This is a genomic window from Eggerthella sp. BIOML-A4 (assembly GCF_009875575.1).
GTDB classification, from domain to species: Bacteria; Actinomycetota; Coriobacteriia; order Coriobacteriales; family Eggerthellaceae; genus Eggerthella; species Eggerthella lenta.
In genome coordinates this window covers 205,180-228,498 of the sequence record NZ_WWRX01000002.1, presented here as the reverse complement: position 1 = coordinate 228,498, position 23,319 = coordinate 205,180, and the positions used below count along the sequence as shown (strand labels likewise).

General features: G+C 61.3%; 17 protein-coding genes. 1 reads left to right on the top strand and 16 read right to left on the bottom strand.

The features are described from left to right. Positions 1-11 precede the first annotated feature (11 nt). The 13 genes from GT613_RS02775 to GT613_RS02710 form a co-directional block, all read right to left on the bottom strand. Positions 12-1,718 (bottom strand): GspE/PulE family protein, encoded by a 1,707-nt coding sequence (locus tag GT613_RS02775; RefSeq protein ID WP_009305621.1) that lies wholly within the window; start codon positions 1,716-1,718, stop codon positions 12-14. Then, positions 1,719-2,243 (bottom strand): hypothetical protein, encoded by a 525-nt coding sequence (locus GT613_RS02770; protein ID WP_009305620.1) that lies wholly within the window; start codon positions 2,241-2,243, stop codon positions 1,719-1,721. A gap of 1 nt (position 2,244) precedes the next feature. Next, positions 2,245-2,565 (bottom strand): hypothetical protein, encoded by a 321-nt coding sequence (locus GT613_RS02765; protein ID WP_009305619.1) that lies wholly within the window; start codon positions 2,563-2,565, stop codon positions 2,245-2,247. Continuing rightward, positions 2,565-3,203, bottom strand: a complete 639-nt coding sequence (locus tag GT613_RS02760) for a hypothetical protein (RefSeq protein WP_009305618.1) — start codon at positions 3,201-3,203, stop codon at positions 2,565-2,567. The genes GT613_RS02765 and GT613_RS02760 overlap by 1 nt, the downstream gene beginning before the upstream one ends. Continuing rightward, positions 3,200-7,315, bottom strand: coding sequence for a Tfp pilus assembly protein FimT/FimU (locus GT613_RS02755; RefSeq protein ID WP_035577394.1), 4,116 nt, complete (start codon positions 7,313-7,315; stop codon positions 3,200-3,202). Before GT613_RS02755 ends, GT613_RS02760 begins: the two co-directional genes overlap by 4 nt. A gap of 287 nt (positions 7,316-7,602) precedes the next feature. Continuing rightward, entirely contained in the window at positions 7,603-8,919 is a 1,317-nt protein-coding gene (locus GT613_RS02750) for a coproporphyrinogen III oxidase family protein (protein WP_009305616.1), read from the bottom strand. After that, positions 8,920-10,212 (bottom strand): phosphoribosylamine--glycine ligase, encoded by a 1,293-nt coding sequence (gene purD, locus GT613_RS02745; RefSeq protein WP_009305615.1) that lies wholly within the window; start codon positions 10,210-10,212, stop codon positions 8,920-8,922. A gap of 342 nt (positions 10,213-10,554) precedes the next feature. Continuing rightward, positions 10,555-11,871 (bottom strand): adenylosuccinate synthase, encoded by a 1,317-nt coding sequence (locus GT613_RS02735; protein ID WP_009305614.1) that lies wholly within the window; start codon positions 11,869-11,871, stop codon positions 10,555-10,557. Positions 11,872-12,363: 492 nt separating this feature from the next. After that, positions 12,364-13,287 carry an AEC family transporter gene (locus tag GT613_RS02730; protein ID WP_009305613.1) on the bottom strand — a complete coding sequence of 308 codons (924 nt, stop codon included), beginning with the start codon at positions 13,285-13,287 and terminating at the stop codon, positions 12,364-12,366. 5 nt (positions 13,288-13,292) lie between these two features. Beyond that, entirely contained in the window at positions 13,293-13,802 is a 510-nt protein-coding gene (locus GT613_RS02725; protein WP_009305612.1) for a bifunctional ornithine acetyltransferase/N-acetylglutamate synthase, read from the bottom strand. A gap of 36 nt (positions 13,803-13,838) precedes the next feature. Further along, positions 13,839-15,422 carry an amidohydrolase gene (locus tag GT613_RS02720; RefSeq protein ID WP_009305611.1) on the bottom strand — a complete coding sequence of 528 codons (1,584 nt, stop codon included), beginning with the start codon at positions 15,420-15,422 and terminating at the stop codon, positions 13,839-13,841. A 57-nt stretch (positions 15,423-15,479) separates the two neighbouring features. Continuing rightward, the gene (locus tag GT613_RS02715; RefSeq protein WP_161172496.1) at positions 15,480-16,400 is read right to left on the bottom strand and encodes an AEC family transporter; all 921 of its coding nucleotides are present in this window, start codon (positions 16,398-16,400) and stop codon (positions 15,480-15,482) included. Between the two features lie 168 nt (positions 16,401-16,568). Further along, positions 16,569-17,360, bottom strand: a complete 792-nt coding sequence (locus GT613_RS02710; protein ID WP_009608913.1) for an AraC family transcriptional regulator — start codon at positions 17,358-17,360, stop codon at positions 16,569-16,571. Positions 17,361-17,531: 171 nt separating this feature from the next. On the opposite strand from GT613_RS02710, the gene GT613_RS02705 reads away from it, so the two are divergent. Then, positions 17,532-17,789, top strand: coding sequence for a helix-turn-helix domain-containing protein (locus tag GT613_RS02705; protein ID WP_009305608.1), 258 nt, complete (start codon positions 17,532-17,534; stop codon positions 17,787-17,789). Positions 17,790-18,098: 309 nt separating this feature from the next. Here GT613_RS02705 and GT613_RS02700 read toward each other — a convergent pair whose 3' ends face one another. From GT613_RS02700 to dnaB, 3 genes are read right to left on the bottom strand one after another with little or no spacing between them, the layout of a single operon-like run. Continuing rightward, on the bottom strand, positions 18,099-20,405 hold the full coding sequence (locus GT613_RS02700) for an AAA family ATPase (RefSeq protein ID WP_009305607.1): 2,307 nt from the start codon (positions 20,403-20,405) through the stop codon (positions 18,099-18,101). After that, positions 20,402-21,688, bottom strand: coding sequence for a DNA repair exonuclease (locus GT613_RS02695; RefSeq protein WP_009305606.1), 1,287 nt, complete (start codon positions 21,686-21,688; stop codon positions 20,402-20,404). Before GT613_RS02695 ends, GT613_RS02700 begins: the two co-directional genes overlap by 4 nt. A 36-nt stretch (positions 21,689-21,724) precedes the next feature. Beyond that, positions 21,725-23,137, bottom strand: coding sequence for a replicative DNA helicase (gene dnaB, locus GT613_RS02690; RefSeq protein WP_009305605.1), 1,413 nt, complete (start codon positions 23,135-23,137; stop codon positions 21,725-21,727). Positions 23,138-23,319 lie beyond the last annotated feature (182 nt).

Here is a 23,319-nt window from a genome sequence, read left to right as displayed (position 1 = left end):
CTTCCTCTTCCTTACTCCAGCGCGGTGATGGTTTTGCGGGCTTCCTCGACGGTGGTCGCGCCAGTCAGCACCAGCTCGCGGCAGCTGTCCTCCATCGTCTTGAACGAGCCCGTGCGCTCGATGGCGTCCTTCAGCTCCTCGCGCGTGGCGCCGCCCGTGATGCGGCTGCGCAGCGCGCGGTCGATCACCAGGATTTCGAACACGCCCGTGCGCCCGCGATACCCCGTGCCGAAGCACATGGGACAGCCCGATCCGCGGTAGAACCTCACGCCGGGGTCGTAGGGCAGGCCGACGGCCTCGAATTCCTCGGGGTCGGGACGGTACTCCTCGCGGCAATGGGGGCACACCTTGCGCACGAGGCGCTGCGAGATGACGCCGCGCACGCCGCTGGCGATGAGGTACGGCTCCACGCCGATGTCGATGAGACGGTCGATGGTGGACGCCGCGTCGTAGGTGTGCACGGTGGACAGCACCAGGTGGCCGGTGATGGCGGCGCGCATGGCGATCTCGGCCGTCTCGCCGTCGCGAATCTCGCCCACCGCCACGATGTCGGGGTCCTGGCGCAGGATGGCGCGCAGGCCGCTGGCGAAGGTCATGCCCGTCTTCTCGTTGATCTGCACCTGGTTCACGCCGTCGATGTTGTACTCCACGGGGTCTTCCAGCGTGACGAGGTTCACCGAATCGGTGTTCAGCTGGCGGATCATCGTGTACATGGTGGAGCTTTTGCCCGAGCCGGTGGGGCCCACGATCAGCACCATGCCGTTGTTCGAGCCGATGAGCCGCTGGTACTTCTCCAGGTTGTCGCCCTCCAGGCCGATGCCCGCAGGGTCGAACAGCGCCTCGCTCTTGTCCAGCAGGCGGATGACCACCGTCTCGCCGTGGATGGTGGGCAGCGTGTTGATGCGCAGGTCGATGTCCTGCTTCTTCAAGCGGATGTTTGCGCGGCCGTCCTGAGGCACGCGGCGCTCCGAGGTGTTCATACCGCCCATGATCTTCAAACGCGAGATGACCGAAGCCTGCAGCTCCTTCGGCACCGTGAGTATCGTGCGCAGCACGCCGTCGATGCGCATGCGCACATGCAGGTCGATCTCGCGCGGCTCCAGGTGGATATCGCTGGCGCGCTCGGTGGCGGCTCGCTCGATGATGCTGTTCACAAGACGCACCGTGGGAGCCGATTGCGCGTCGGCGTCGTCGCCCAGCGTGGAGGTTTGGAACGATCCGGTCGAGGCGTCGTCAGCGCCTGTCGTGCGGGCGTCGCGCTTCATCTCCTCGATGGCGCGGGCGGCACCCTCGTTGCCGTACAGCGTCATGATGGCGCGCATCAGCGAATCATGCGTGGTCACCATAGGGATGACGCGCTTCCGAGTGGCGTTCTTCACCGCTTCGATGGCCATGAAGTTCAGTGGATCGCTCATGGCCAGGCACACCTCGTCGGGCGAAGTGCGCACGGGCACCACGTTGTACTGGCGTGCGACGTTCTTGCTGATCACGCGGCTTAGCTCGGGGTCGAGGTCGATCGCCGAAAGGTCGACGAACTCCACGCCCAGCTGCATCTGCAGCGCCTCGATGAGGCCCGCCTCCGTGATGACGCCTTCGGCGATAAGCTCGTCGCCCAGGCGGCGTTTCGTCTCTTTCTGCTGTTTGAGCGCGTGTCCCAGCTGGTCCTCGGTGATGAGGCCCGCGTCTATCAGCACGTCTCCCAACCGTTTGTACGCCATTTACGATCCTATCCTCTTCACGGTCATGGCGGCTTCGGCCGCCACGTCCTCACCTGATGCGATGGTGATGCGGAAACTCCAGGTCTCGTTGTCCGCGTTGTATGAAAGCTCTGCCAGCTTGGGCGCGAGGCCGTCGCGTGCCGGCACGATTTGCGACTGCTCTCCAGCCGCGTTTAGCCAGATGCCGTCTTCGCCAGTCTCGCTCGATTGCAGCACCGACGTCTCGTGACGCGTGGGGCTGGTGAAGTACAGCGGGTTATCGGGCGCCTGCGTTCCCTCGCCCTCCACGTCGCGCGCGTACGTCAGCTCGTCGCTCACTACCTCCACCGCCTGTTGCAGCAGCGCGTCGGCCTGCGCCTGCCGGGTGATGGAGGCGTACGAGTTCATGGCCACCTGCAGCCCGACGCCCACCGCAACGCAAAGAAGCCCGATGAACACTATGCTGGTCAGCTGCTCCGCGATCATGAACCCCCGCGTGTCGCGCAGGCGGGATCGAAGCGACGCTTTGTCGAGAAGGGGTGTCATGCTACCAACCCTCCTCGTAGTATGCATAGCCGCCCGACTGGTATACGCTCACTTTGATGGGAACTGCGGTCGAAGAGTCCGGGAGCGTTACAGACACGACAGGCCCGTAGGAAGACGAATCGTATAAAGAATTCTCCGAGGCATACGAGGCGTTCAGCACCTGCTGGCTTCGGGCCGAGGCAGATGCCGACACCGTCACCATCGTGGCGAGCATTGTGGCGCCCAACGCCGCAATGAACACTGCCGCCAGCACCTCCACCATCGTGTCGCCGTGGCAATCTTGCAGTTTCTCACGCAGCACGCGCGTCGTTTTGCCGATCATCACGCCGCCTCCGTCTTCTTCACGACGGTGTTGTCGCCGTACTCGATCACCGTCACGCGGCCTTGGTTATCGAACGTGGGCGTGCATTGGACGGAGATGGTGGTGTTGTAGGGGGAATCCGCCGCGAAAGCGGAATCGAGCGACAACTCCACGGTGATGTTGAGGTCGGGATCCACCGTGATACAGCCGTACACCGGGGCGAGACCCCCCGCTTCGCTTGGAGGGTCGATGAGCAACCGATTGGATGCGGAGCCGCCCAGCACGTAATCCTTCCCCTCCGCGCGGGCGGCGAGGATGTCCTTCGTGCGCTGTTCGGTCCAGAAATTCTGGCCGATCATCGAACGCAAGCTATTCGTATCGACACTCGCCTCACCTGCGGTATCGTAGGCGATTTTAACGACTACCGATTTCTCCTCCCAGACAGCATCCTCGCCGCCCAGCTGCTGGGCCATCAGCTTCGCCGCCGACTGCATCGCGTACTCTTTCTGCTGCAAGTCCACATGCGTCTGCGCTGCCTTGGCCTGCACCGAGGCAGCCGTCATCACCACCGACCCGACGATGCCGCAAATAAGGAAGAACACCAGCGCAATGACAATAGAAGCCCCGGAAGTGTCACGAAGGATCCTCACGCGCTTCATAGGGAACCACCAACTTCCGCCTCGATGGGAACCCATGCGCTGCCACCCAAAGAGTACTGAACAGGCTGCGTGACCGTGTTGTAGTGCGCCGAACACGCACCGCTTTGACCGCCGATCACCGAACCGGCGGAAAGCCGGGTAAGCACCTGCTGGTTCTCCGGAAACGAGAACGACACCGTTTTCACCGTGCAGTAACTCTCGTCGAGAGACCACCCGGCACTACCGACAACGCCGCCCAAGCAAACGACCGAGGAGGGCTTCACTTTGTTTTCAATGTTGAAGACGACGTCGGTCACCGAACATGATGATAGGTTCACCTGGCTTGTTCGAGCAACGATCAAACCCGCCGACAATCCATCGACCGTCCCGGTATCCCTCCAAGAGACTCGGACATCGACATCGAAAACCTTGCACTTTTCGATGTCGCACTCTTCCGCATACCCTATGAGCGGTGACACCGCATGGGTTCCGTAGGAAAGCCTGTCCACGACAGCAGTCGCGTTCTCGCTAGCACCCTCAAGCGTACAGTTCACAATCTTGGACTTCGCAGCATTGCCCACCAGAAAACCGAAGTTCGAGTTCGAGTTCGTACCGACGGCAGCATACGAATTGCCGTCAACGACAAGCCTCACGTTCTTTATAACCGCAGACGAAGTTCCATCACTGAGAACCCAAGGGAAGAGACCCTGCCCCTGCCCAACACCCTCGTACTCTTTCGCTGAGTTCAGCACGGAAAAGCCGCTAGTATCGCCAAGGCTGGCATACGTCGCTCGTCCGAAATTGAAGATACGGTAGCTTCCGCCATCGTAAGCCCCTGTGAATATGTTGTTGAACTTGTACCCGTCAACGATGTTCTTCATATCGAGATCATGTTCTTGAATAAAGGCATCTCCCATGTACGCATACTGTACGCCGTTGACATTGTTAAACCATTTCAATGAACCAGGAAACTGCATAGCATGGCGCACGCTCCAGGGCGAAGCATCTTCTCCCCAGGTTTTCGCAACATCGCCATCAAGCGTCACGGCGCGGGCGAAATTGAAGTTGACCTGGTAGGTTGCGGTCAACTCGTTCGGCTGGGACTTGTTCACGAACACTTCCACCGGTGTAGATTGATTCTTCAGCGCAACATCTCCCGACGCAACGATGCGATATGCAGAATACGTCGTCCCAGACAAAGAAACCGTTATAGCTTCTTCATCCTTGATTTTGTACTGGCTACCTTTGCCTTGTGTGATGGCTGACTTCTCAGTGCCCTCCCCAACGAGGATGAAGTACCCCCAGTCGTCGATGGCGTTGTCTGTGCGAAGCTCATTAACGAACGAGCCTTCGTCGGTTCCGTAATAACCGTACCAGCTGGTCGCAGCACCGTTGGCATCAAGCTCGATATACGCCAAACCGAGGCTCACCTTCGGTTTGCGTATCTCATCGAACTTGGCCACGAACGTCGTTCCCTTGAATGCCAGCTGGCCGTCGTACTTTCCGACCGTATCGCCCGGCACGCAGACGATCGACCCCGATCCGGCATCGCGAACATCAACCGTTTCCCAACCCACGAAACGATAGGTGAACTCGTCTGTCTCGGGTTTCGCAGGAGGGTCGACCTCACCCAGAACAACTTCCGACTCGATCGACGAATACGGAACATGCTGAACCGCATAATCGGGTTTTCCAACACCTTGCTCGGTGTAGTAGAGCAGTGCCCGGTAGAAGCGGTAGTCTTCTTGGGTGGTTATCTTGAAGTCGTACGTACTTCCTTGGCGGCACGAGAACTCCAACCCGTTGTAGTTCTTCAGAAGGGCGGACGGCATAACGGCAAGATCGTTGATAGAGGGACCGCGGTACAGCCAAAGCGAGACGTTGGTCAAGCGCGTGCTGAGCACGCCGCTTAGGTACCCGCTGCCGTTGCCGTTATCGTAAGATCTGATGTTCGCGAAACCAACCCCGGGGGCAATGGAGTAGTACACCCGCACCGGCACGGTGCCGGCGGCGCTCAGGTATTCGTTACCTTGGGAAAACCCGGCGACCGTGGTTTTGGACACCGCCCATGACACGTCGGACGACGAGGCGCCGAACTCGCCTTCGAACGCGGCGCGTGCCGTGATCGACGGGGTATCCGCGGTGCGCGAGCCGGTCTCCTGGGCGCTGCCGCTCAGATAGGCAGCCTTCAACGGATTCTCAACCGAAGCCGGTTCAGGAACCGCCAGCTTGTTGAAGTACGCCTGGACTTCGGATGCCTTCGGAGCCGTGCGCACGTACACCGTTGCATTGCCGTCCTCGTCGGCCAAGCCGTGGTTCTTATGGTTCTCGGCCTCGGCGTAGAACTTCCGCACATCGAGGCGCAGGGATATGACGTTGTTCGCATCGGTATCGGTTCCGGCAAGGGTACCCGAAGCATCGCCCGTTTCATTCGTTCCGTACCAGGTGAAGCAGTCGTTCAGAAAACGGTAGTCGTAGTTGACCCCCTTCTGGTTGAACACGCCCCATTCCCACTTGCCATCGTTCAAGTAGCCCACGCGCATGCATTCACCGGTGTCGGCTCGCTTGATCCACAGCTCCCAAATCTGGTACGCATGATTGTTGTACGCGCCCACAGTTCCCTCGAGCCGGTACGTGGCGTCGTCGCGCACGGACGACGACGCCACCCAACCGCCCGCGTACGACTGATAGCCGGCCTGCTCGTTCTCGCCCTTCAGCTGCGCGTTCACGGGGGAAGTACGGAAGTGGTTCTCCTTGTCCTCGAAGAAGGGAGTGACCGTCAGCCCGTCCTTCACCACGCCGTCGCCGTTGCCGGAGCCCGCCCCAATGGAAGGATGCGCGCTGTCCGCGACCGCCGACCGCACCTGCGGCTCGATGTAAGCTTCGTTCTTCTCGCCGGCCACGACGGCGGAGTACGGGTTGGTTATCAGCATCGTCAGCTTGCCCGCAGGGCTCGGCCACTCCACATGGGCGGCAGCCGTGCCCGGCACGCAGCTGCGCGAGGCGTCCTTCGTCTCCACCGACACGGTCAGGGCGTCGCCCGCCACACACGCGTCGAACACCTGCTTGAGCTTCGCTTTCTGCGAGTCATCCGCCGTCGGCTTGCCGTCATTCCCCTTCGCCACCAGCTGCGAAAGTGCGTTGAGGTCGATGGCCCACACATTGCCCTTCACGTTCGCGTTGTCGCGCGTCTGCTGCTTGATGGCTGCGGCGAAGTTGGTGAAGCCAACCGACTCCGAACCGTCATCGGCCGTGGACAACGACACCATGGTCGTTCCGTTGCTCAAGCCGGAGATCGAGAACGCCACGTTCTTGCCGGTGTTCTCGATAGCCACCGTGGAGGTGGTGGAGCCCGCGCTTCCGTCCGCGGCAATGTTGGGGTCCTGCACCATCAGACAGCCCGTTGCTTCGTCCACCCAGATCACCGGATTCGCGAGCGCTTTCTCGGGCGTGGCGCCGGCAGGGGTGCCGCCATAGTAGCCGATCATGGGGTCGTGGCCCATGCGCGCCGCCTGATCGGTGGAGGCGTCCTCGGTTTCGTAATACGTCTTCGCGGCGTTCGTGGAGGCAGGGGTCGATCCGAAGAAGCCGGACCTTCCGTCGGCGTAGAACACGCCGGTCACCTGCGCCGTGTCGGCATCGAACTCGATGATATAGTCGGCGTCGCGCACAGCCTCCTCCACGGCGAGCGCCGGGACGATACCCTGCTCGCGGGCGGTGTCCGCCGTCATGTAACGTTTGGAAGACTCCGCAGCAGAAGCGGAGGGAGGAGCAACCTCGTCGGACCCGAGTGTTTCACGTGAAACATGTTCCGTTTCGCCCTGTGAGCGGGACGAGCCCTCGAATGTTTCACGTGAAACATCCGCCGAGCGCGCGGCGGGGAAGCAGGCGCGATACGAATCGCCGTCCTTCACGGCATCCACCCACGTGCCCGATACTTTCTTGGCCGTCATCTGGGCTTGGGCGGCGTTCGCGATGGATTGGGCGGCGTTGTTCAGCTCCAACATGCGCATGTTGTTCTGCGCCGACACGATGGAAGGAAAGGCGATAGCAGCAAGAATGAGTACGATGGCAACGCTCATCAGAAGTTCGGCGAGCGTAAAGCCCTCCGTATGCCGTCCCCTCTTGGCCATGTCTATGCCGTTTCCTCCTCCTATCAGGCAATAGAACGTCCCTCGTTGTGGTTTTGTATCATAGCACGTACATTGCCGAGGAATGCCGAAACGCGCGCCCGCCAATGAAAACGTCTACGTTGGATACTCCGCAGAACACGGAAACAAGCGCGTTCCACGTGAAACAGTCGGACACCCGAACCTGCAGTCGAGCCGGAACACGTTGCCGGACGCGGCTCGGCACACACGAAAAACGCCCGCGGCAGATGCGCGGGCGTTTCGGTGTTCGAGCGGATGCGGACAGACGGTTATTTGCCGTCGCCGAAGATAAGCTCGCGTTCCTCACCCACCAGGGCGGCGCGCGCCTGATCGCGCAGGTTGTTCACGCCGATGAAGAACTGGCGCATCATCACCACCATGAGGTAGCGGCCCTTCGGCGTAAGCGTCAGCTCGTCGGCGTTGTCGCGGTCGAACGCGCCCGAGGCCTTCATGAACGCCATCTCCACCGGCAGACCGCGCTCCACAGACACGCCGAAGTCCTTCTTGAACTGGCGCTTGTCCAGGCGCAATCCGAACAGCTGCATCATGAAGCGGTAGCGCATCTGGTCGTGCTTGCTGAACGTGGCCTTGCCCATCAACGACATGCGGTCGTGCTCGATGGCGTCGTTGTAGTCGTTCACCGAGAACGTGTTCACGTACAGGTTGTTGCCCAAATACGTGATGCCGCCGCTGCCGATGGCGGGGTATTCCTCGTAATCCACCACGTACTCGTCGATCATCGCGTCCTCGCCCGCCGCGCCCGTGCCGCGCTTGTTGAACGTCCAGGCGCTGCCGTGCTCGAACAGCGGGTTCTCGCCGCCGGCCAGCACTTCGGAGATGATCTCGTAGAAGCGCTGCTCGCGCGCGTAATCAACCTTGCCCACGGTGCGCGCCAGCGAGCGCGCCACGCTGGGGCTGGCCATCAGCGGGTAGAACGTGGTCTGGCTCGTGCCGCTTTCCACCACGCGCTCGATGTCGCTGAACAGCACGTCCTCGGTCTGCGCCGGGAAGTTGAAGATCATGTCCACGTTGAGCGACGTGAAGTAGGGGCTGGCCTCGCCGATGCGCTCGAGGATCTCCTCGCCGCTGCCGTACTTGTCGTAGCGATCCATCTGCTTCAGCAGGTCGTTGTCGAAGCTCTGCACGCCAACGCTCAAACGCTGCACGCGACCCTGCAGCTTGTCCAGGTAGCTGGGAATCAGGTGGTTCGGGTTCGTCTCGCTGGACACCTCGCCGATGCTGAACGTCTCGCGCGCCAGATCGATGGTGTCGCACAGCTCGTCGATCATGATGGTGGGCGTGCCGCCGCCCACGTACAGACTTTCGAAGTCGTAGCCGAGGTCCTTCAACATGAGCATTTCCTTGCGCATGTTGGCGAAGTAGGGCCGCGCGCGATCCTCCGCGAACGGGAAGCGGTTGAACGAGCAATAGGGGCACAGCCGCTCGCAGAACGGCACGTGCATGTACAGCATGTACTTCTGGCCGGGCTTCGGCCCGGGCACGCGTCGCTCTTGCGTCGGTTCGAGGCGCAGGTAATTCTTCGTGCATTCGCGAACAACGGACGTGAGCAAGCGTTCTGAAAGCATTTAGTTCTCCCAAGCGGCACGACCGGCCGCAGCGCGTTTGCCGATGTCGCTGCGGTACTGCTTGCCTTCGAAGTTGATAAGATCGCACGCTTCGTACGCCTTCTCGCGCGCGTCGTCGAACGAGTCGCCCAGCGCCACCACGTTCAGCACGCGGCCGCCCGCAGTGACCAGCTCGTCGTCGAAATTCTTGGCGGTGCCGGCATGGAACACCGTGACGCCCTCGATCTGCTCGGCCTCGTCGATTCCGAGGATGACCTTGCCCTTCTCGTACGATCCGGGATAGCCTTCGCTGGCCAGCACCACGCACACGGCCCACTGCTCGGACCAGCGCAGGTCGATGTCGTCGGGGCGTCCTTCGGCCACGGCCAGCATGATATCCGCCAGGTCGGACTCGAGACGCGGCAGTACCACCTGCGTCTCAGGGTCGCCGAAGCGAGCGTTGAACTCGATGATCTTCGGACCTTCGGGCGTCAGCATGAAGCCGCCGTACAGCACGCCGCGGTAATCGTTGTCGAACTCGCGCGCGGTGGCAACCGCTGCGCGCTCCATGATGTCGTGCATGGCCGCCAGCTCGTCCGGCGTCACGATGGGCACCGGCGAGTACGCGCCCATGCCGCCCGTGTTCGGACCGCGATCGCCGTCGAACGCGCGCTTGTGGTCCTGGGCGGTGGCCATACAGTGCGCCTTGCCGTCGCTGACGAACGCCAGCATTGAGCACTCGGGGCCGGTCAGGCACTCCTCGATGAGCACGGTTTTGCCCGAGTCGCCGAATGCGCCGTCGAAGCAGGAGCGCACGGCGTCTTCCGCGTCCTCAAGTTCGTCGGCTACCACGACGCCCTTGCCAGCGGCCAGGCCGTCGGCCTTCACCACGATGGGCGCGCCCAGCTCGCGCACGTAGGCAAGCGCAGGCTCGAGGTCGGTGAAGCTGGCGTAGCGAGCGGTGGGGATGTCGTTGGCGTCCATGAATTTCTTGCTGAACGTCTTGCTGCCTTCCAGCTGGGCACCCTGGGCGTCCGGTCCGAACGTGGGAACCCCCGCGGCGCGCAGCACGTCGGCAACACCCGCAACCAACGGAGCCTCGGGTCCGATGACCACGAAGTCGATGGCGTTCTCGCGAACGAACGCCAGCACGGCCTGGCCGTCCTCGGGGTTCAGGTCGGGTACGTTTTGGGCGATGCCGTCCGTGCCGCCGTTGCCCGGCGCCACGTACAGGCTGTCGGTACGCGGGGATTTCGCCAGCGCCCACGCGATGGCATGTTCGCGACCGCCGCCACCCAATACCAAGATGTTCATGTCAGGTCCTTTCAAACCCTCAAACTACTTACGTCGTGCAAAAGCGCTTCAGTGCTGCTGGTGTTGCCACTGTTTCACGTGAAACATTTGTTCCCATGTCGCACGTCATTGCGACGAAGTGTTTCACGTGAAACGTTTCGTCGCTTTATAGGTCGAACTCATACGTCAGCGAAAAGCGCCGAGGTGCCCGAGATCGTGGGGATGGCGAGGGCGAAGCGCGCCCCGAAGGAAGTCCCCGTAGGGGATACTTCGGTACGCGAGCCGTCGGCATCGCCGCGAGATCGGGGGCATCGGCGCTTCGCAGCGTCGAGTCGTTCCGCCGTTCGACAGAACGGCGGAACATTACCGATCCCAGCCTCGCATGATGGTCTGGTCGCGATCGGGGCCGACAGCGATGATGCTGACCGGCACGCCGGTGATCTTCTCCAGGTACTCCACGTAACGCTGGGCGTTCTCGGGAAGCTCCTCGAACGTGCGGCACTCGGTGATGTCAACGCCCTTCCAACCGGGAAGCTCCTCGTACACGGGCTTCGCGTGGAACAGCACGCTCTGCTGCATGGGGAAGTAATCGTACACCTTGCCCTCGCACTCGTAGGCCGTGCACACCTTGATGGTGTCGAAGGCCGACAGCACGTCGAGCTTCGTCAGAGCCACGTCGGTGAGGCCGTTGACCTCGGCCGCGTAGCGCGCGATGACCGCGTCGAACCAGCCGCAGCGGCGCTTGCGCCCCGTGGTCACGCCGAACTCGTGGCCCACCTTGCACAGCAGCTCTCCGACCTCGGCCTCCTCGCCTTCGCCGCCATCCTCGGGGAAGCGCTGCTCCGTGGGGAAGGGGCCTTCGCCCACGCGCGTGACGTAGGCCTTCTGGATGCCCAGTACGCGATCGATGACCGTGGGGCCCACGCCCGTGCCCGTGGCGGCGCCGCCGGCGCAGCACGACGAGGACGTGACGTAGGGGTACGTGCCGTGGTCGATGTCGAGCAGCGTGCCCTGCGCGCCCTCGAACAGGATGGACTTACCGGCGCGCACGGCCTCGTTCAGCAGCTGGGCCGTTTCGGCCATGTACGGCTTGAGGATGCGCGCATAGGGCAGGTACTCCTCGCAGATCTCCTCCACCGTGTAGGTGTGCAGGCCGTAGATCTTCTCGAGGATGGGGTTCTTCTGCGAAAGCACCGCTTCCAACTTGAGACGGAAGATCTTCTCGTCCAGCAGGTCCTGGATGCGAATGCCCTTTCGGGCCACTTTGTCCTGGTAGCAGGGGCCGATGCCGCGCTTCGTGGTGCCGATCTTGTTCTCGCCCAGGCGCTTCTCGTCGGCGCCGTCGAAATCCTTGTGGTACGGCATGATCACATGCGCGTCGCACGAGATCTTGAGGTTCTTGCAGGAGATGCCTTCGGCTTCCAGCATGGCCATCTCCTTGATGAGCACGCCGGGATCAACGACCACGCCGTTGCCGATGACCGGAACCGCATGCTCGTACATGACGCCGGAGGGCATGAGGTGCAGCGCGAGCTTCTTGTCGCCGTGGATGACCGTGTGACCCGCGTTGTTGCCGCCCTGGTAGCGAACCACGTAATCGTATTCGCGCGCGATCAGGTCGGTGACTTTGCCCTTGCCTTCGTCGCCCCACTGGGCGCCAATCAGAACCGTGCTCGGCATGTCTGTTTTTCCTTTCGGTGTTCGAACCACAGAATTACAGTATATCAATCTGGAAGGCAAATGGAGTTTGCACATGTTCTTTTCGAGGTCTCCACATGAGTTCCGGGGGGTTCGATCGCCGAACGGCGGGGAGGGTGCCGACGCCAAAGGCGCACAACGGCAACGGGTGAGGCGTTCACGCAGAGGGCCCACCGATCGCGGCAGGCAGAGGAAGGGATCGGGCAACGCGGTCGCAAGCGGTCGGAAAACCGGTATCGGCACGGCTCGCCCAGGGCATCGCATGCTGCGCCCATCGCAGAAAGAGCCTGCGCGGCATCCGGGATTTTTCACATGAAACATCCCACATCGCAACCTCGAATGTCCCACGAAGAGCATCTCGTGTCGCGCCCGGATTGTGTCACGGGAAACAATCCGCGTCGGGCCTCGAATGTTTCACGTGAAACAATTCGAGCCGATAGAAGGCTCGGCGCGCGGGAAGAGCCGCCCCATCAGTCAGAACAGCACCTTCACCAGGATCAGGATAAGCGGCACGGTGAGCAGGAACAGGAACATGCTTTGCGTCGTGGCCCGGGCGGCGAACTTCGGGTTCGCGCCGTATTGCTGGGACAGAATGACGTTGAGCGTGCCGCACGGCATAGCAAGCAGGAAGACGCTGACCGAAGCCACCAGCGGGTCGATCCCGGGCACGAACGAGAGGACGACCGCAGCCAGAGCGGGCAAGGCCAGGAGGCGCATAAAGGAAACGATGTAAGCCCATTTGTCTCTCACCACATCCGACAGCTTCATGCGCGACATTTCGTAGCCGATTATGAACATGGCCAGCGGCGTCATCATAGAACCGGCCATATTGAACGCGTCCGTGATGGGGGTCGGGAACCTGAACGGAAGCGCGTACAGCACGAGCGCGACGACGGTGCAGATCAGACAAGGGTTCAGCAGAATGCCCTTGATATCGGGCTTCGCCTTGTCCTGCAAAACCGCGATGCCGAAGCTGAAAAGGGTGATGTTGAACACGATGTTCGCCGCGATGGCGTACAACATGCCGGCCGAGCCGAAAAACTGCATGGCCAACGGAATGCCGATGAACCCGTCGTTGCCGTATGCGCACAAAAGCACGAAGATGCGGTTGCCGCCGTCGGGGATGGGAATGCGCTTCCGGACAAGCCCCAGGCCGCCGACAACCACCACGTAGAAGACCAACGACACCGCCATGGTGACCACGAACCCCTGCAGCACCGATCCATCGAAAGCAACCTGGGATGACGACAGGATGACCAACGGCAACACGGCCTTCAAGAGCAGGGTCGACAAGCCGTTCTTCATCGAGTCCGTGATGATGTCGCGCTTGGAGAACAAGAAGCCGAACGCCAATAGGATCAGAATCTGAAGGAAAATCTCCACCATTTCGACCGTCATCGAAATCACCTTCCATCGCGCCGTCGATTCGCGCGTGCGCCGTCGCGCGACGCCCGCCTGCACGCAAGCGGAACGCCGCGCTCGAACGGCTCGACGGGAGGGCGCGAGCCCATGATTCCCGTGGAAGCCACCAGCACCTCGTCCTCCCGGCAGCCCAGCTCGCCCGCCGCGAGGCTTGCCGAGCGCCGCGCCACCTCGAGGCCGTTCTCGCCGGTCAGCGCGTTGGCGTTGCCCGAATTGATCAGCACGGCGCGCACGAAGCCGAACGAAACGCGGCGAAGATGGTCCCGCGACACGTCCACGGGCGCGGCGCTGAACGCGTTGTGCGTGAACAGCGCCGCGCAGGGGCAAGGTATGTCAGCTGACACCAGCGCGCAATCGAGGCGGTCGTCACCCTCGTAGAAGCCCGCACGCACGCCCGAAGCCGTGAAGCCGAGGGCGGAGGTCACGCCCCCTCCGTCGATCGTCGCAAGGCTCGGCATCTCATGATGCCGCACCGCCCTCGGCCGTCTCATCTTCTCCGCTCCTTCCGCACCCTCGAATAGATTGCGCTACGCGCGCTCGAACACCACGTCGCCGTTCAACACGGTCAACTGCACCTGCGTCTCATGGATCAGTTTCGGATCGATAGCGAAGATGTCGCGATCGAGCACGATAAAGTCGGCCAGCTTGCCCACCTCAAGCGTGCCCTTGCGATGCTCCTCGCTGCACCAGTAGGCGGCGTTCTTCGTCACCATCTCCACCGCCTGGTACACAGAGATCGCCTGATCAGCACCGAGAGTCACGTCGTCGCGACCGACGGCCTGGCGGGTGACCGCACATTCGACGCCGTAGAAGGGATTCACTGTGCACACCGGCGCATCGGTTCCGCCAGCCACGATGAGTCCGGCATCCATCATGTCCTTGATCTGGAACAGACGGTTCGCGCGTTCCTTACCCAAGCGCAGCTCGCCGAAATTCACGAAGTTCTCAAGCCACACCGGCTGGATGGCTATTACACAGGGAATCTTGGCCGCACGCTCGATGAAAGTGTTGGACACCAACGTGGCATGAACGAAGTAGAAGCGGCGCGCGTCGCCCACTGCAGGATCGTAGGCGCGCTCGAACGCAGTGAGCACCATATCGTTCGCCGCGTCGCCGATAGCATGAATCGAAACGTCATGACCAGCGTCGTAGGCGGTTTTCACCAGCTCGTCCAACTCTTCCTGCGTGTAGTTGCACTCGCCTCGAGTCCCTACCGGATTCTCGTAATCCTCGAGCATGAGCGCACCGGCCGATCCGATGCCGCCGTCGGTAAGCATCTTGATGGCGCCTAGTTTCAAATCATCATCTCCGAATCCCGTCACCAAACCGCGGACATTGGGATACTCGGGATACCAATTCAGCGTAAGGTGGCAAGGCAGCCCCTTCTGACGACGCATCTCGGTATAAAGACGGGCACCGAAGGGTCCGTCCTCCTGATTCACCTCGAGCTGGGTAAGTCCAAGTGAAGAGCAATACTGCAAATGCTCGTGAACCGCATCGACGCATTCCTGCAAGCTCATGCGGGGTATGACAGGATCAACATGCTCGGGATACACCACTTCGCGTACGACGCCGTCCGGACGACCGTCATCGAATCGGCCCACATGATCAGCCACCATCGGCTGAAAAGACGCATCGATACCCGCTAGCGCCAGTGCCGCAGAGTTCAACACATGAACATGGTGGCAGAAACTGCCGATGCAAATAGGAATTTCAGAAGAAACGCTGTCGAGCTCATCACAGTTCGGAAAACGCCCCTCTTTCAAGAACTCGAGGTGCATGTTCTCGGCAGTAAGCCACTGACCAGGTTTGATGCTTTCCTTTCGCTGTTCGAGAAGGCTCAAGATTTCTGGAATGCTATGGCACCCGCTTAGGTTCGGCGTAATACGGCCCATGCAATCATGGAATAGGTGCATATGGGTGTCAGCGAAACCGGGAAGCACGCTTCTTCCCTGCAGGTCAACGTACTCGCACGCGTCAATTGCACGCATCTCCTTGCTCGTACCGGCGGCCACAATGGTTCCGTTATGAACGGCCAGCGCCTCCACTGTATCACCTTCGGACACCATGGTTCGAATGACGCCGTTGTAATACACGCGATCGATCTTCATAGCTCAACTCCTATCCTAGCTTCGTTTTCATGCGCTGTCGAACTGGACGGTGCACGCTTACAACAAGGTATTGATGATGACGAGCATGATGGGAACGGTAATCAAGAACAGGATCATGGTCTGCGTTGTGGCACGCGAAGCGAACTGGGGGTTAGTTCCATACTGCTGCGACAGGATCACGTTCAAAGTTCCGCACGGCATAGCCAAAAGAAAAACGAGAACCTTCAAAACCTCGTGATCCACAGGCAGGAACATGAAGATAACGCACACGATAGTAGGAATTACCAGCAAACGCAGGAGGGAGACGACGTACGCCCAGCCGTCTTTTATCAAATCAAGCACCTTCATGTTGGCGATCTCGTGACCAATAATGAGCATAGCCAGCGGAGTCATCATGTTGCCGGTCATAGTAAAAGCGGTGCCGACGAAGGAAGGAAAACGGAAGGGAGCGACGTACAACGCCAGCATGACCACCGTGCAGATCAAGCACGGGTCGGTTAGGACCGACTTCACGCTTACCTTGCTCTCGCCCGACAGGATCATCAAACCGTAGCTAAACAGGGCGATGTTAAAAGCCGCATTAAGCGAGAAGGCGTACATCAAACCTGTAGGCCCGAAGAATTGCGTGGACAAGGGAATCCCGATGAAACCAACGTTTCCGAACACACACAGCAACGGGAAAACACGGTCGGCGTTGTCCTTCAAAGGAAGCCTCTTTGCCACCATACGCAAAATAAACAGGAACACAAAGTAGAATACGAACGATATGACCAGAGTGATACCGAAACCGCTGAGGGTAGAGGCATCATAGGCGATCTGTGACGAACCCAAGATGCTGATGGGTAGAACCAATTTCAACAACAGAGTGGAAAGACCGTTCTTGATGTCCGACGTGAGAATCTTCTTCTTCGTGAAAAAGTAACCGAACGCGAGCAGGATGACGATCTGCAGGAAAATCCCCCACATTTCCGGTGTCATGAAAACCTCCTTATAAAGACGATGCGGAACACGAACCGCCTCGCCTCCCCGATCAGGGCCCCTCGGGATCGGAAACGCGGATTCGGTTCGCGTGCGCACTCATTCTTTACAAATCGGCAACCGAAAGCTTGTATATTTTCACACTCGCCATTAAAAAGCTGTCGAAGGTCAATGAAACAAAACCGTCGAGCGGCCGGCACGAATATCGCCAGGGACGAGCGTCGTGTACTTTTTAAATTCCCGATCGAAATGCGATTGATCGTAATACCCCAAACCGGTCCCGATATCGAGTCCGGTCACACCCCTATATCGACTGTCAGAGAGAAACCTGATGGCATTCTGAGTGCGAATGATGCTGGCGTACGTCTTCATGGTGCAGCCAACCGCTTCTTTGAACCTCTTGGAAACATAGGTATGACTGTAACCCGTGCGCTCGACCACGTCTTCCACACGCACCACCCCAACCCTGTCCAAGATGACCTTCGTTATAAAAGATACCAGTGAGTCCGACTCGCAGAAAAGCTCCGAGTGACTGCTTGCGGCGAAATGAGACGCCGCCAACCGAGCGCGCTCCTCAAAAGGCAGCGAGAGATGAACGATATCCCTTAGAACATCGATATCCACATACGCCGACGCTTCGATTCTTCGATTAAATAGCGCCTGTGCATCGAGCTTAGAGAAACAACATTTGGGTCCCGGCATGAACTTAATACCAAAACAACGCTCATAACAAGAAGAATCGCTTCTATGGCCTTTGAGAAGGCTTCCTGCAACGAAACACTCCTCTTGCGCACCGCTTCCCAAGAATTGCACGTCGACACAGCCGTCGGGTATACCCAACGTGGAGGACCGCGCTGCTGGCGAAAACGTTATCTCGTACACTTTGTTGATCAAGGAGTCGTCAACGATCAACTCTTGATAACCCAGACCTGCACGCGAGCAGAACGATCTCAGATTCACCCGTCCCCCTTTCCGGCGACGAAGACGGCACCCCCCCCCATGCGCCAGCCGACGGCGAAAACGTCAGCCGCTCAGCGTTTCCTTACTTTTCTAACCAAAATGGTTATAAAAGTATCCAAAACGATAACTATAGTAACCGTTTTGGGAAAGAGATCGCAATACCCTGTCCTCATGAATGAGAAGTACAAATCAGGATTCGGCGAAGCGGTGAGGATGCAGCGCGCGGTGTGCAACCTCACGAAAGAACGCCTGTCCCTTATGGTGGGCATCAACCGACTCACGCTGAGGAGGATCGAATCCGGAGACGCAAATCCGACCTTGGATGTCATGTATCGCATATCCGAAGGGCTGGGCGTCCCATTGAGCGAGCTCATCGCACAAGCTGAGGAAGCGGAGAAGAGAGACGGGACTTCCAGCAAAACCGACTAACGCAACCGGCGAGTTTCCGCGCCCCTCCTACGGTGCTCGAAGAACAGCGAAAACTCCGAGTCGTTTTGCGCGAAGCTCTGCAAACACGGCAAATTGGAAAAGCCGACCCCCCCCCGCATCCCAAAGCGCCCGGGATGTTTCACGTGAAACATCTCGACGGGCGCGACAATAGCGGCTGCGCCGGGAGTGAACTCTCGACAAATTGAAAAGCGCTCGAGTCGGACGGGGAAGAGAACAGGAAGCAACGAGAGAAGAATCCAGGCGAGAACAGGTTGCGCGCAAGGAGAACGCAATCCAGGCGCGTGCAGACTACAGTTCGACCTCGTTCAAGGTCGGGTCCGCCTCCCGCAACGCCTCCACCACTTCCTCATGGCAGGTGAACAGGATCACCTGGCGCATACGGGCGAGCTCGGCCAACGCGCGGGCGGCGCCCGCACGTCGGGACGTGTCGAAGTTCACGAGGATGTCGTCGGCCAGGATGGGCACGGCGCGACCCACGTTGTCGGCGGTCATCAGCAGGGCGATGCGCAGCGCGAGGTACAGCTGCTGGCACGTGCCCAGCGACAGATGGCCGGGATCGCGCGTGGTCTTCACCGCGTCGGTCACCTGCAAGCGGCCCTCGGCGGTGAGGCTCACCTTCGTCCAGCGGCCGTCCGTCATCAACGACAACAGGCGGCTGGCCTGACGATACACCTCCGGCTGGCTCTTGCTCTCCCAAGTGGCGATGGCGCTTTCCAGCATGCGGCGCGCCAGCAGCAGGCGCGCGTAGTCCTGCGCGCTCTCGTCCTGGCGCGTGCGGATCTGCTGGTACAGCAGCTTGTACTCGTCGAAGTCGCGCAGGTGCTGGGCATGGGAAAGCTCCTGCTTGAGCTCGCCGTAACGGCGGTTGAGGCCTTCGCTGGCCTCCATGAGCCCCATGCGCTGCTGCGACTTCTGCGCGATAGCCTCGTCGACGGCGTCGAGGGTGCGCTCGGCGCGCAGGTCGATTCGCTCGTACAGGCGGCGGCGTTGGCGCTTCGCGCTGGCCAGGCTCTCCTCCAGCGCGCTGCGGCGCGACACGAGCGCCTGCAACCGCTGCTGGAACAGGTTGTTCTCGGCGCGCGCGTCCTTCGCCTCGTCCAGCAGCGTACGCGATCGGCGCAGCGATCCCTGCGCCTCGGCCAAGCCCGCGGCGTCCAGCTGGGCACGGGCGCGGTTCCTGAACGCTGCCTGGCTTTCCAGGCACGCTTCCAGCTTCTTCTTGTCTTGCAGCATCACCCACTGGGCGTCCTGCTTGCGCGCTTCCTTCGCGTCCTCTTCCTTGTTGGGGCGAAACAGCATCACCATCGCGGCCAGCGCCAGCATGATGGCGAACACCACCAGACCGATGCCGAGCGCCGTGAACGACAAGCTGGTGATCTCGCGGCCGTGAATGAACAGGGGCAAGCCCGTGCACACGAACATGAGCGGCAGCGCGATGGACAGCCCCACCTGCACGCTGCGCTGGCGGCGAGCGCGTTCGCGTTGGGCGCGTTCGTCGTCGGTTTCCAGCAGCGCCTCGTAAGCGGCCTTCGACGTTGCGAAGTTGTCCTGCGCCAGATCGACGGCGTGCTCGCATTTCGCCTCGTCGACCGCCAGCGAGTCGATCTGGTCGCGCAGGGCGCGCTCTTCCGACGCTGGCAGCTCAACCAGCTCAGACACGCTGCGGTCGGCGGCGCAATGGGTTGTGACCAGCACGTCCTCCTCGTCGCACAGCGACGCTACCTGGTCGGTCAGCGAGTCTATCTCGTGATCCAGCTTCTCGATGTTCGAGCGTTGGACGGTCAGCGTCTCGATAGACGTGTTCAGAGCATCGAGGCGCGCCAGAAGCTCGTTGCGCTGGGGTTCCAGCTCGCGGAACTCCTTATCCTGCCGCTTGAAGCGCTCGGCCTCCTCGGCGGCGGCCGTCATCTTGGCGCGCAGCTCGTTCTCCTGCGTCGTGAGGTTGGCGATGGAGTGCTCGACGCCGGCGGCGCGCGAAGTGTACTCAGCCAGCTTTTCCTGCACGGTGGCCAGCGCGTGAGCGGGCGAAGCGCCCGTTCCCGAACCGGCGGTGAGCAGCTTAGCCGTAACGTCGGTGGTGTTGCGCAGCGTCCGCAGCTCGTCGCTGGTCAGGGAGAACATCGTCTGAAATGTCTCTTTGTCGATGTCGGCCACGAGGGATGCGTCGCCTTGCAAGCCGTCGCTGTTGCGCACGCGCGAGAGCTCGAGCTCGGGCGCGCGAGAGGGTTCAGGCGTGGGAAGCGGCGCAGCTGACGCCGCGAGGGAACCGTCGGCTTCGACGGCGGCGACGCGCCCGTCCGGGGCGGCGAGGGCGGGCGCATCCGACGGCGCGGACGAAACGCCGGAGGACGCGTCGCGCTGGGCGAAGAACAGCGATCCAGATCGCTCCGCATTCGCAGGCTTGTAGGTGTTGCGGCTGCCGCGCGCTTCTTCCCAGCCGAACAGCACGCCGCCCACGAACGACGCGAGCGTGGTCTTGCCGGCTTCGTTCGGCCCGTACACCACGTTGAGGTGCGGGGCGAACGGACCCACCGCTTTGTTTGAGAACGCGCCGAAGCTGACGATCTTGATATGCTCGAGATAGGACCGCTTCATTGCTCGTCCCCTTGGGCCAGCAAATCGAGCACGAGGTTCTCGGCCGCCTCGGCGAATGCATCGATATTGCGCGTGTAGGCGCTGGGCAGCTGGATGTTCTTCTTGATGAACTCATCCTGCAAAAACGCGATGGCCTCGTCGGGATTGCGCCGCTGCGCGTCCGCCACCTGCAGGAACACCGCAGGGAACAGCCCTTCGCGGCGCAGCGCCTCCTTGTCGCGCGGCGGCACCGTGAGGTTCGTCAACGCGTCGCAGAAGAATGCCGAATACGCATCGTTCACGTGTTTGCGCAGGCCGGCGATCACATCGGCGCGGTCGAGCATGGCGTGCATCGGGGTCGCGCCCTCCAGCGCAATGCGCACCACCATCTCCTCGCAATGCGCCTTGCCGTTCTCGCGGAACAGCTCGCGCATGATCTTGTCGGTGATGTCGGGCAGGTTCGCGCAATCGGACACGTCCACGTGCATCCGCTGCCACACGACGCTTGCCGTGGGGATGAACTCCAGCTCGTTTTTCGCGCCTTCCCGCAGCGTGACGCAGAACACGCCGCGCTCGCCCGTCTCCTTGATGTCGCGGCCTTGGATGCAGCCGGAGAACACGAGGCGCGGGTCGTCGAAAGAGGGGTAGGCGTACTTCATGTGGATGTGCCCAAGCGCCCAGTAGTCCATGCCCGCGTGCATGAGGACGGCGGGGTCTACCGGGGCTTTCACCGGATCGAGGTTGAGGCCGGTGTGCAGCAGGCCCACTGCGAACGGGGCTTCCGCAGCGTGCGGATGCTGGACGGCTAGCGCCTGCTCGGCCGCTTCGCGCGTGACGCCTTCGGCGATGCACTCGTCCATCGGCCACGTTTGGTTGTAGTAGCCGCGGCCGCCGATCAGGCACAGCGGTTGGCCGTCGCGCTCCACCAGCGCGAAGCCGGGTCGGTCGCCCGGCAGCATGGTGGCGTTGGGCGGCAGCGAGAAGAAGTCGTGCTGCCACGAGGTGTACGGATCGTGGTTGCCCGTGATCAGGTACACCGGAATGCCCGCCTCGCCTAGGCGTTCCAACCCTTCGAAGAAGTGCAGATAGTCGCCGTACGAGGGGCGCGCGGAGTCGAATATGTCGCCCGACACCACCACGAAGTCCACGTCGCGGGCAATGGCCGCGTCGACCATGCGGTCGTACGATTCCGGGATGGCGCTGAGCAGGCGGTTCGCCCATTTGGACGAAAGCGCGCGCAACCCGCGGAACGGCGCCCCCAGATGGAGGTCCGATGCATGGATGAATGTGACGCGTTTCGACATGAGCCCAGTGTACCGCGAAACGGCTCAACAGGGGCTTTACATATAGCCGCCCACGCGCGAATCGTCGATGAAATCCATGAAGCGGGTGTACTCGGCGTTGAAGGCCAGCGGGATGTCGCGCGTGGGGCCGTTACGGTGCTTCGCGACGATCAGCTCGGCCGAGCCCAGGTCGGGGCGGTCTTCGCTCTCGGCCTCGATCTCGTCCATGCTTCGGTCGATGAACATGACGATGTCGGCGTCCTGCTCGATGGAGCCCGATTCGCGAAGGTCGGACAGCATCGGGCGCTTCTTGCCGCGCATCTCCACCGCACGGGACAGCTGCGACAGCGCGATGACGGGCATGTCCATCTCCTTCGCCAGCACCTTCAGGCCTCGCGAGATCTCGCCGACCTCGACGGCGCGGTTGCCGTCTTTGCGCGACTGCGGCGGCGACATGAGCTGCAGGTAGTCGACGATGATGATGCCCTTCTCGGCGGAGCGCAGCTCGCGGCGGGCCTTGGCGCGCAGCTCCAAGATGGACAGCGACGGCGTGTCGTCGATGAACATGTCCAGCTTGCTCAGCGTGTTAGACGCGTCGGCAATGGCGCCCCAGTCCGACTCCTGCACCTGGCCGGCGCGCAGGCGCGACAGGTTCACGCGGGCTTCGGCGCACAGGATACGCTGCACCAGCTGCGCCGCGCTCATCTCCAACGAGAGAAAGGTGACGGTTGCCCCAGCCTTGGCCGCGTTCGTGGCCAGGTTCAGTGCGAACGACGTCTTGCCCACGCCGGGTCGGGCCGCGAGGATCACCAGGTCGCCGCCACGGAAGCCGTGGAACAGGTCGTCCACGTCCTTGAACCCGCTGGGGATGCCGGCCATGGCGTCCTTCTGCTCGGCCAGCTTCGTCAGCTCCTCGAACGCCTCGGTTAGCAGCACGTCCATGCGCTTGAACGCCGAGGACACGCGCTTCTCGGTGACGTGGAACAGTGTTTTCTCGGCCTCTTCCACCACCACGCCCAAATCGTCGGGGGCGTCATAGGCCAGCGCCTCGATCTCGCCCGACGCGCGGATGAGGTCGCGCAGGATGGAGGTGCGCTTGACGATTTCCAGGTGGTTCTGCCAGTTGGTGAGGGCGAACGTGTTGTCTGCCAGCTCGATGAGGTACGCTTTGCCGCCCACGGCCTCCAGCTGACCCATGGCCTTCAGGTTGTCGGCCAGCGAGATGTGGTCGATGGGGATGTGGCGCACGTACAGGTCCATCATGGACTCGTAGATGCGCTGGTGGGCGATGCGGTAGAAGTTCTCCTTGACCAGCTTCGGAGCCACTTCCTCGATAGCTTCCTGGTTGAGCATGCAGGCGGCCAGGACGGATTTCTCCGCCTCGATGTTCTGCGGATCGATCTTTCGCCGATCCGATACGGTGGTTTCTTCCGGTGCGAAGTCGGCGCTGTACGGCGCGGGTGAAGACATGCTCGAACTCCCTCTCGAATAGCGTGAGTCCCTATGATACAACACTTGTCGCGCGGGGTCGGCCACTGTTACCGGAAGCCTCGGCCGCGTATCGAAGAGCAACCGACGCTCCACGCGCAACAGCCTCGGCGGTTCGCCGCCGCACGGAGGGATGTTTCACATGAAACATCCCGGAAAGAACA

Coding starts and splice junctions, on each gene's coding strand:
- GT613_RS02750 (WP_009305616.1), bottom strand. CDS start 8,919: ATGCTTTCAGAACGCTTGCTCACGTCCGTTGTTCGCGAATGCACGAAG.
- GT613_RS02755 (WP_035577394.1), bottom strand. CDS start 7,315: ATGGCCAAGAGGGGACGGCATACGGAGGGCTTTACGCTCGCCGAACTT.
- GT613_RS02715 (WP_161172496.1), bottom strand. CDS start 16,400: ATGACACCGGAAATGTGGGGGATTTTCCTGCAGATCGTCATCCTGCTC.
- GT613_RS02700 (WP_009305607.1), bottom strand. CDS start 20,405: ATGAAGCGGTCCTATCTCGAGCATATCAAGATCGTCAGCTTCGGCGCG.
- GT613_RS02775 (WP_009305621.1), bottom strand. CDS start 1,718: ATGGCGTACAAACGGTTGGGAGACGTGCTGATAGACGCGGGCCTCATC.
- purD (WP_009305615.1), bottom strand. CDS start 10,212: ATGAACATCTTGGTATTGGGTGGCGGCGGTCGCGAACATGCCATCGCG.
- GT613_RS02735 (WP_009305614.1), bottom strand. CDS start 11,871: ATGCCGAGCACGGTTCTGATTGGCGCCCAGTGGGGCGACGAAGGCAAG.
- GT613_RS02765 (WP_009305619.1), bottom strand. CDS start 2,565: ATGATCGGCAAAACGACGCGCGTGCTGCGTGAGAAACTGCAAGATTGC.
- GT613_RS02725 (WP_009305612.1), bottom strand. CDS start 13,802: ATGAGACGGCCGAGGGCGGTGCGGCATCATGAGATGCCGAGCCTTGCG.
- GT613_RS02720 (WP_009305611.1), bottom strand. CDS start 15,422: ATGAAGATCGATCGCGTGTATTACAACGGCGTCATTCGAACCATGGTG.
- GT613_RS02760 (WP_009305618.1), bottom strand. CDS start 3,203: ATGAAGCGCGTGAGGATCCTTCGTGACACTTCCGGGGCTTCTATTGTC.
- GT613_RS02705 (WP_009305608.1), top strand. CDS start 17,532: ATGAATGAGAAGTACAAATCAGGATTCGGCGAAGCGGTGAGGATGCAG.
- GT613_RS02730 (WP_009305613.1), bottom strand. CDS start 13,287: ATGACGGTCGAAATGGTGGAGATTTTCCTTCAGATTCTGATCCTATTG.
- GT613_RS02695 (WP_009305606.1), bottom strand. CDS start 21,688: ATGTCGAAACGCGTCACATTCATCCATGCATCGGACCTCCATCTGGGG.
- dnaB (WP_009305605.1), bottom strand. CDS start 23,137: ATGTCTTCACCCGCGCCGTACAGCGCCGACTTCGCACCGGAAGAAACC.
- GT613_RS02770 (WP_009305620.1), bottom strand. CDS start 2,243: ATGACACCCCTTCTCGACAAAGCGTCGCTTCGATCCCGCCTGCGCGAC.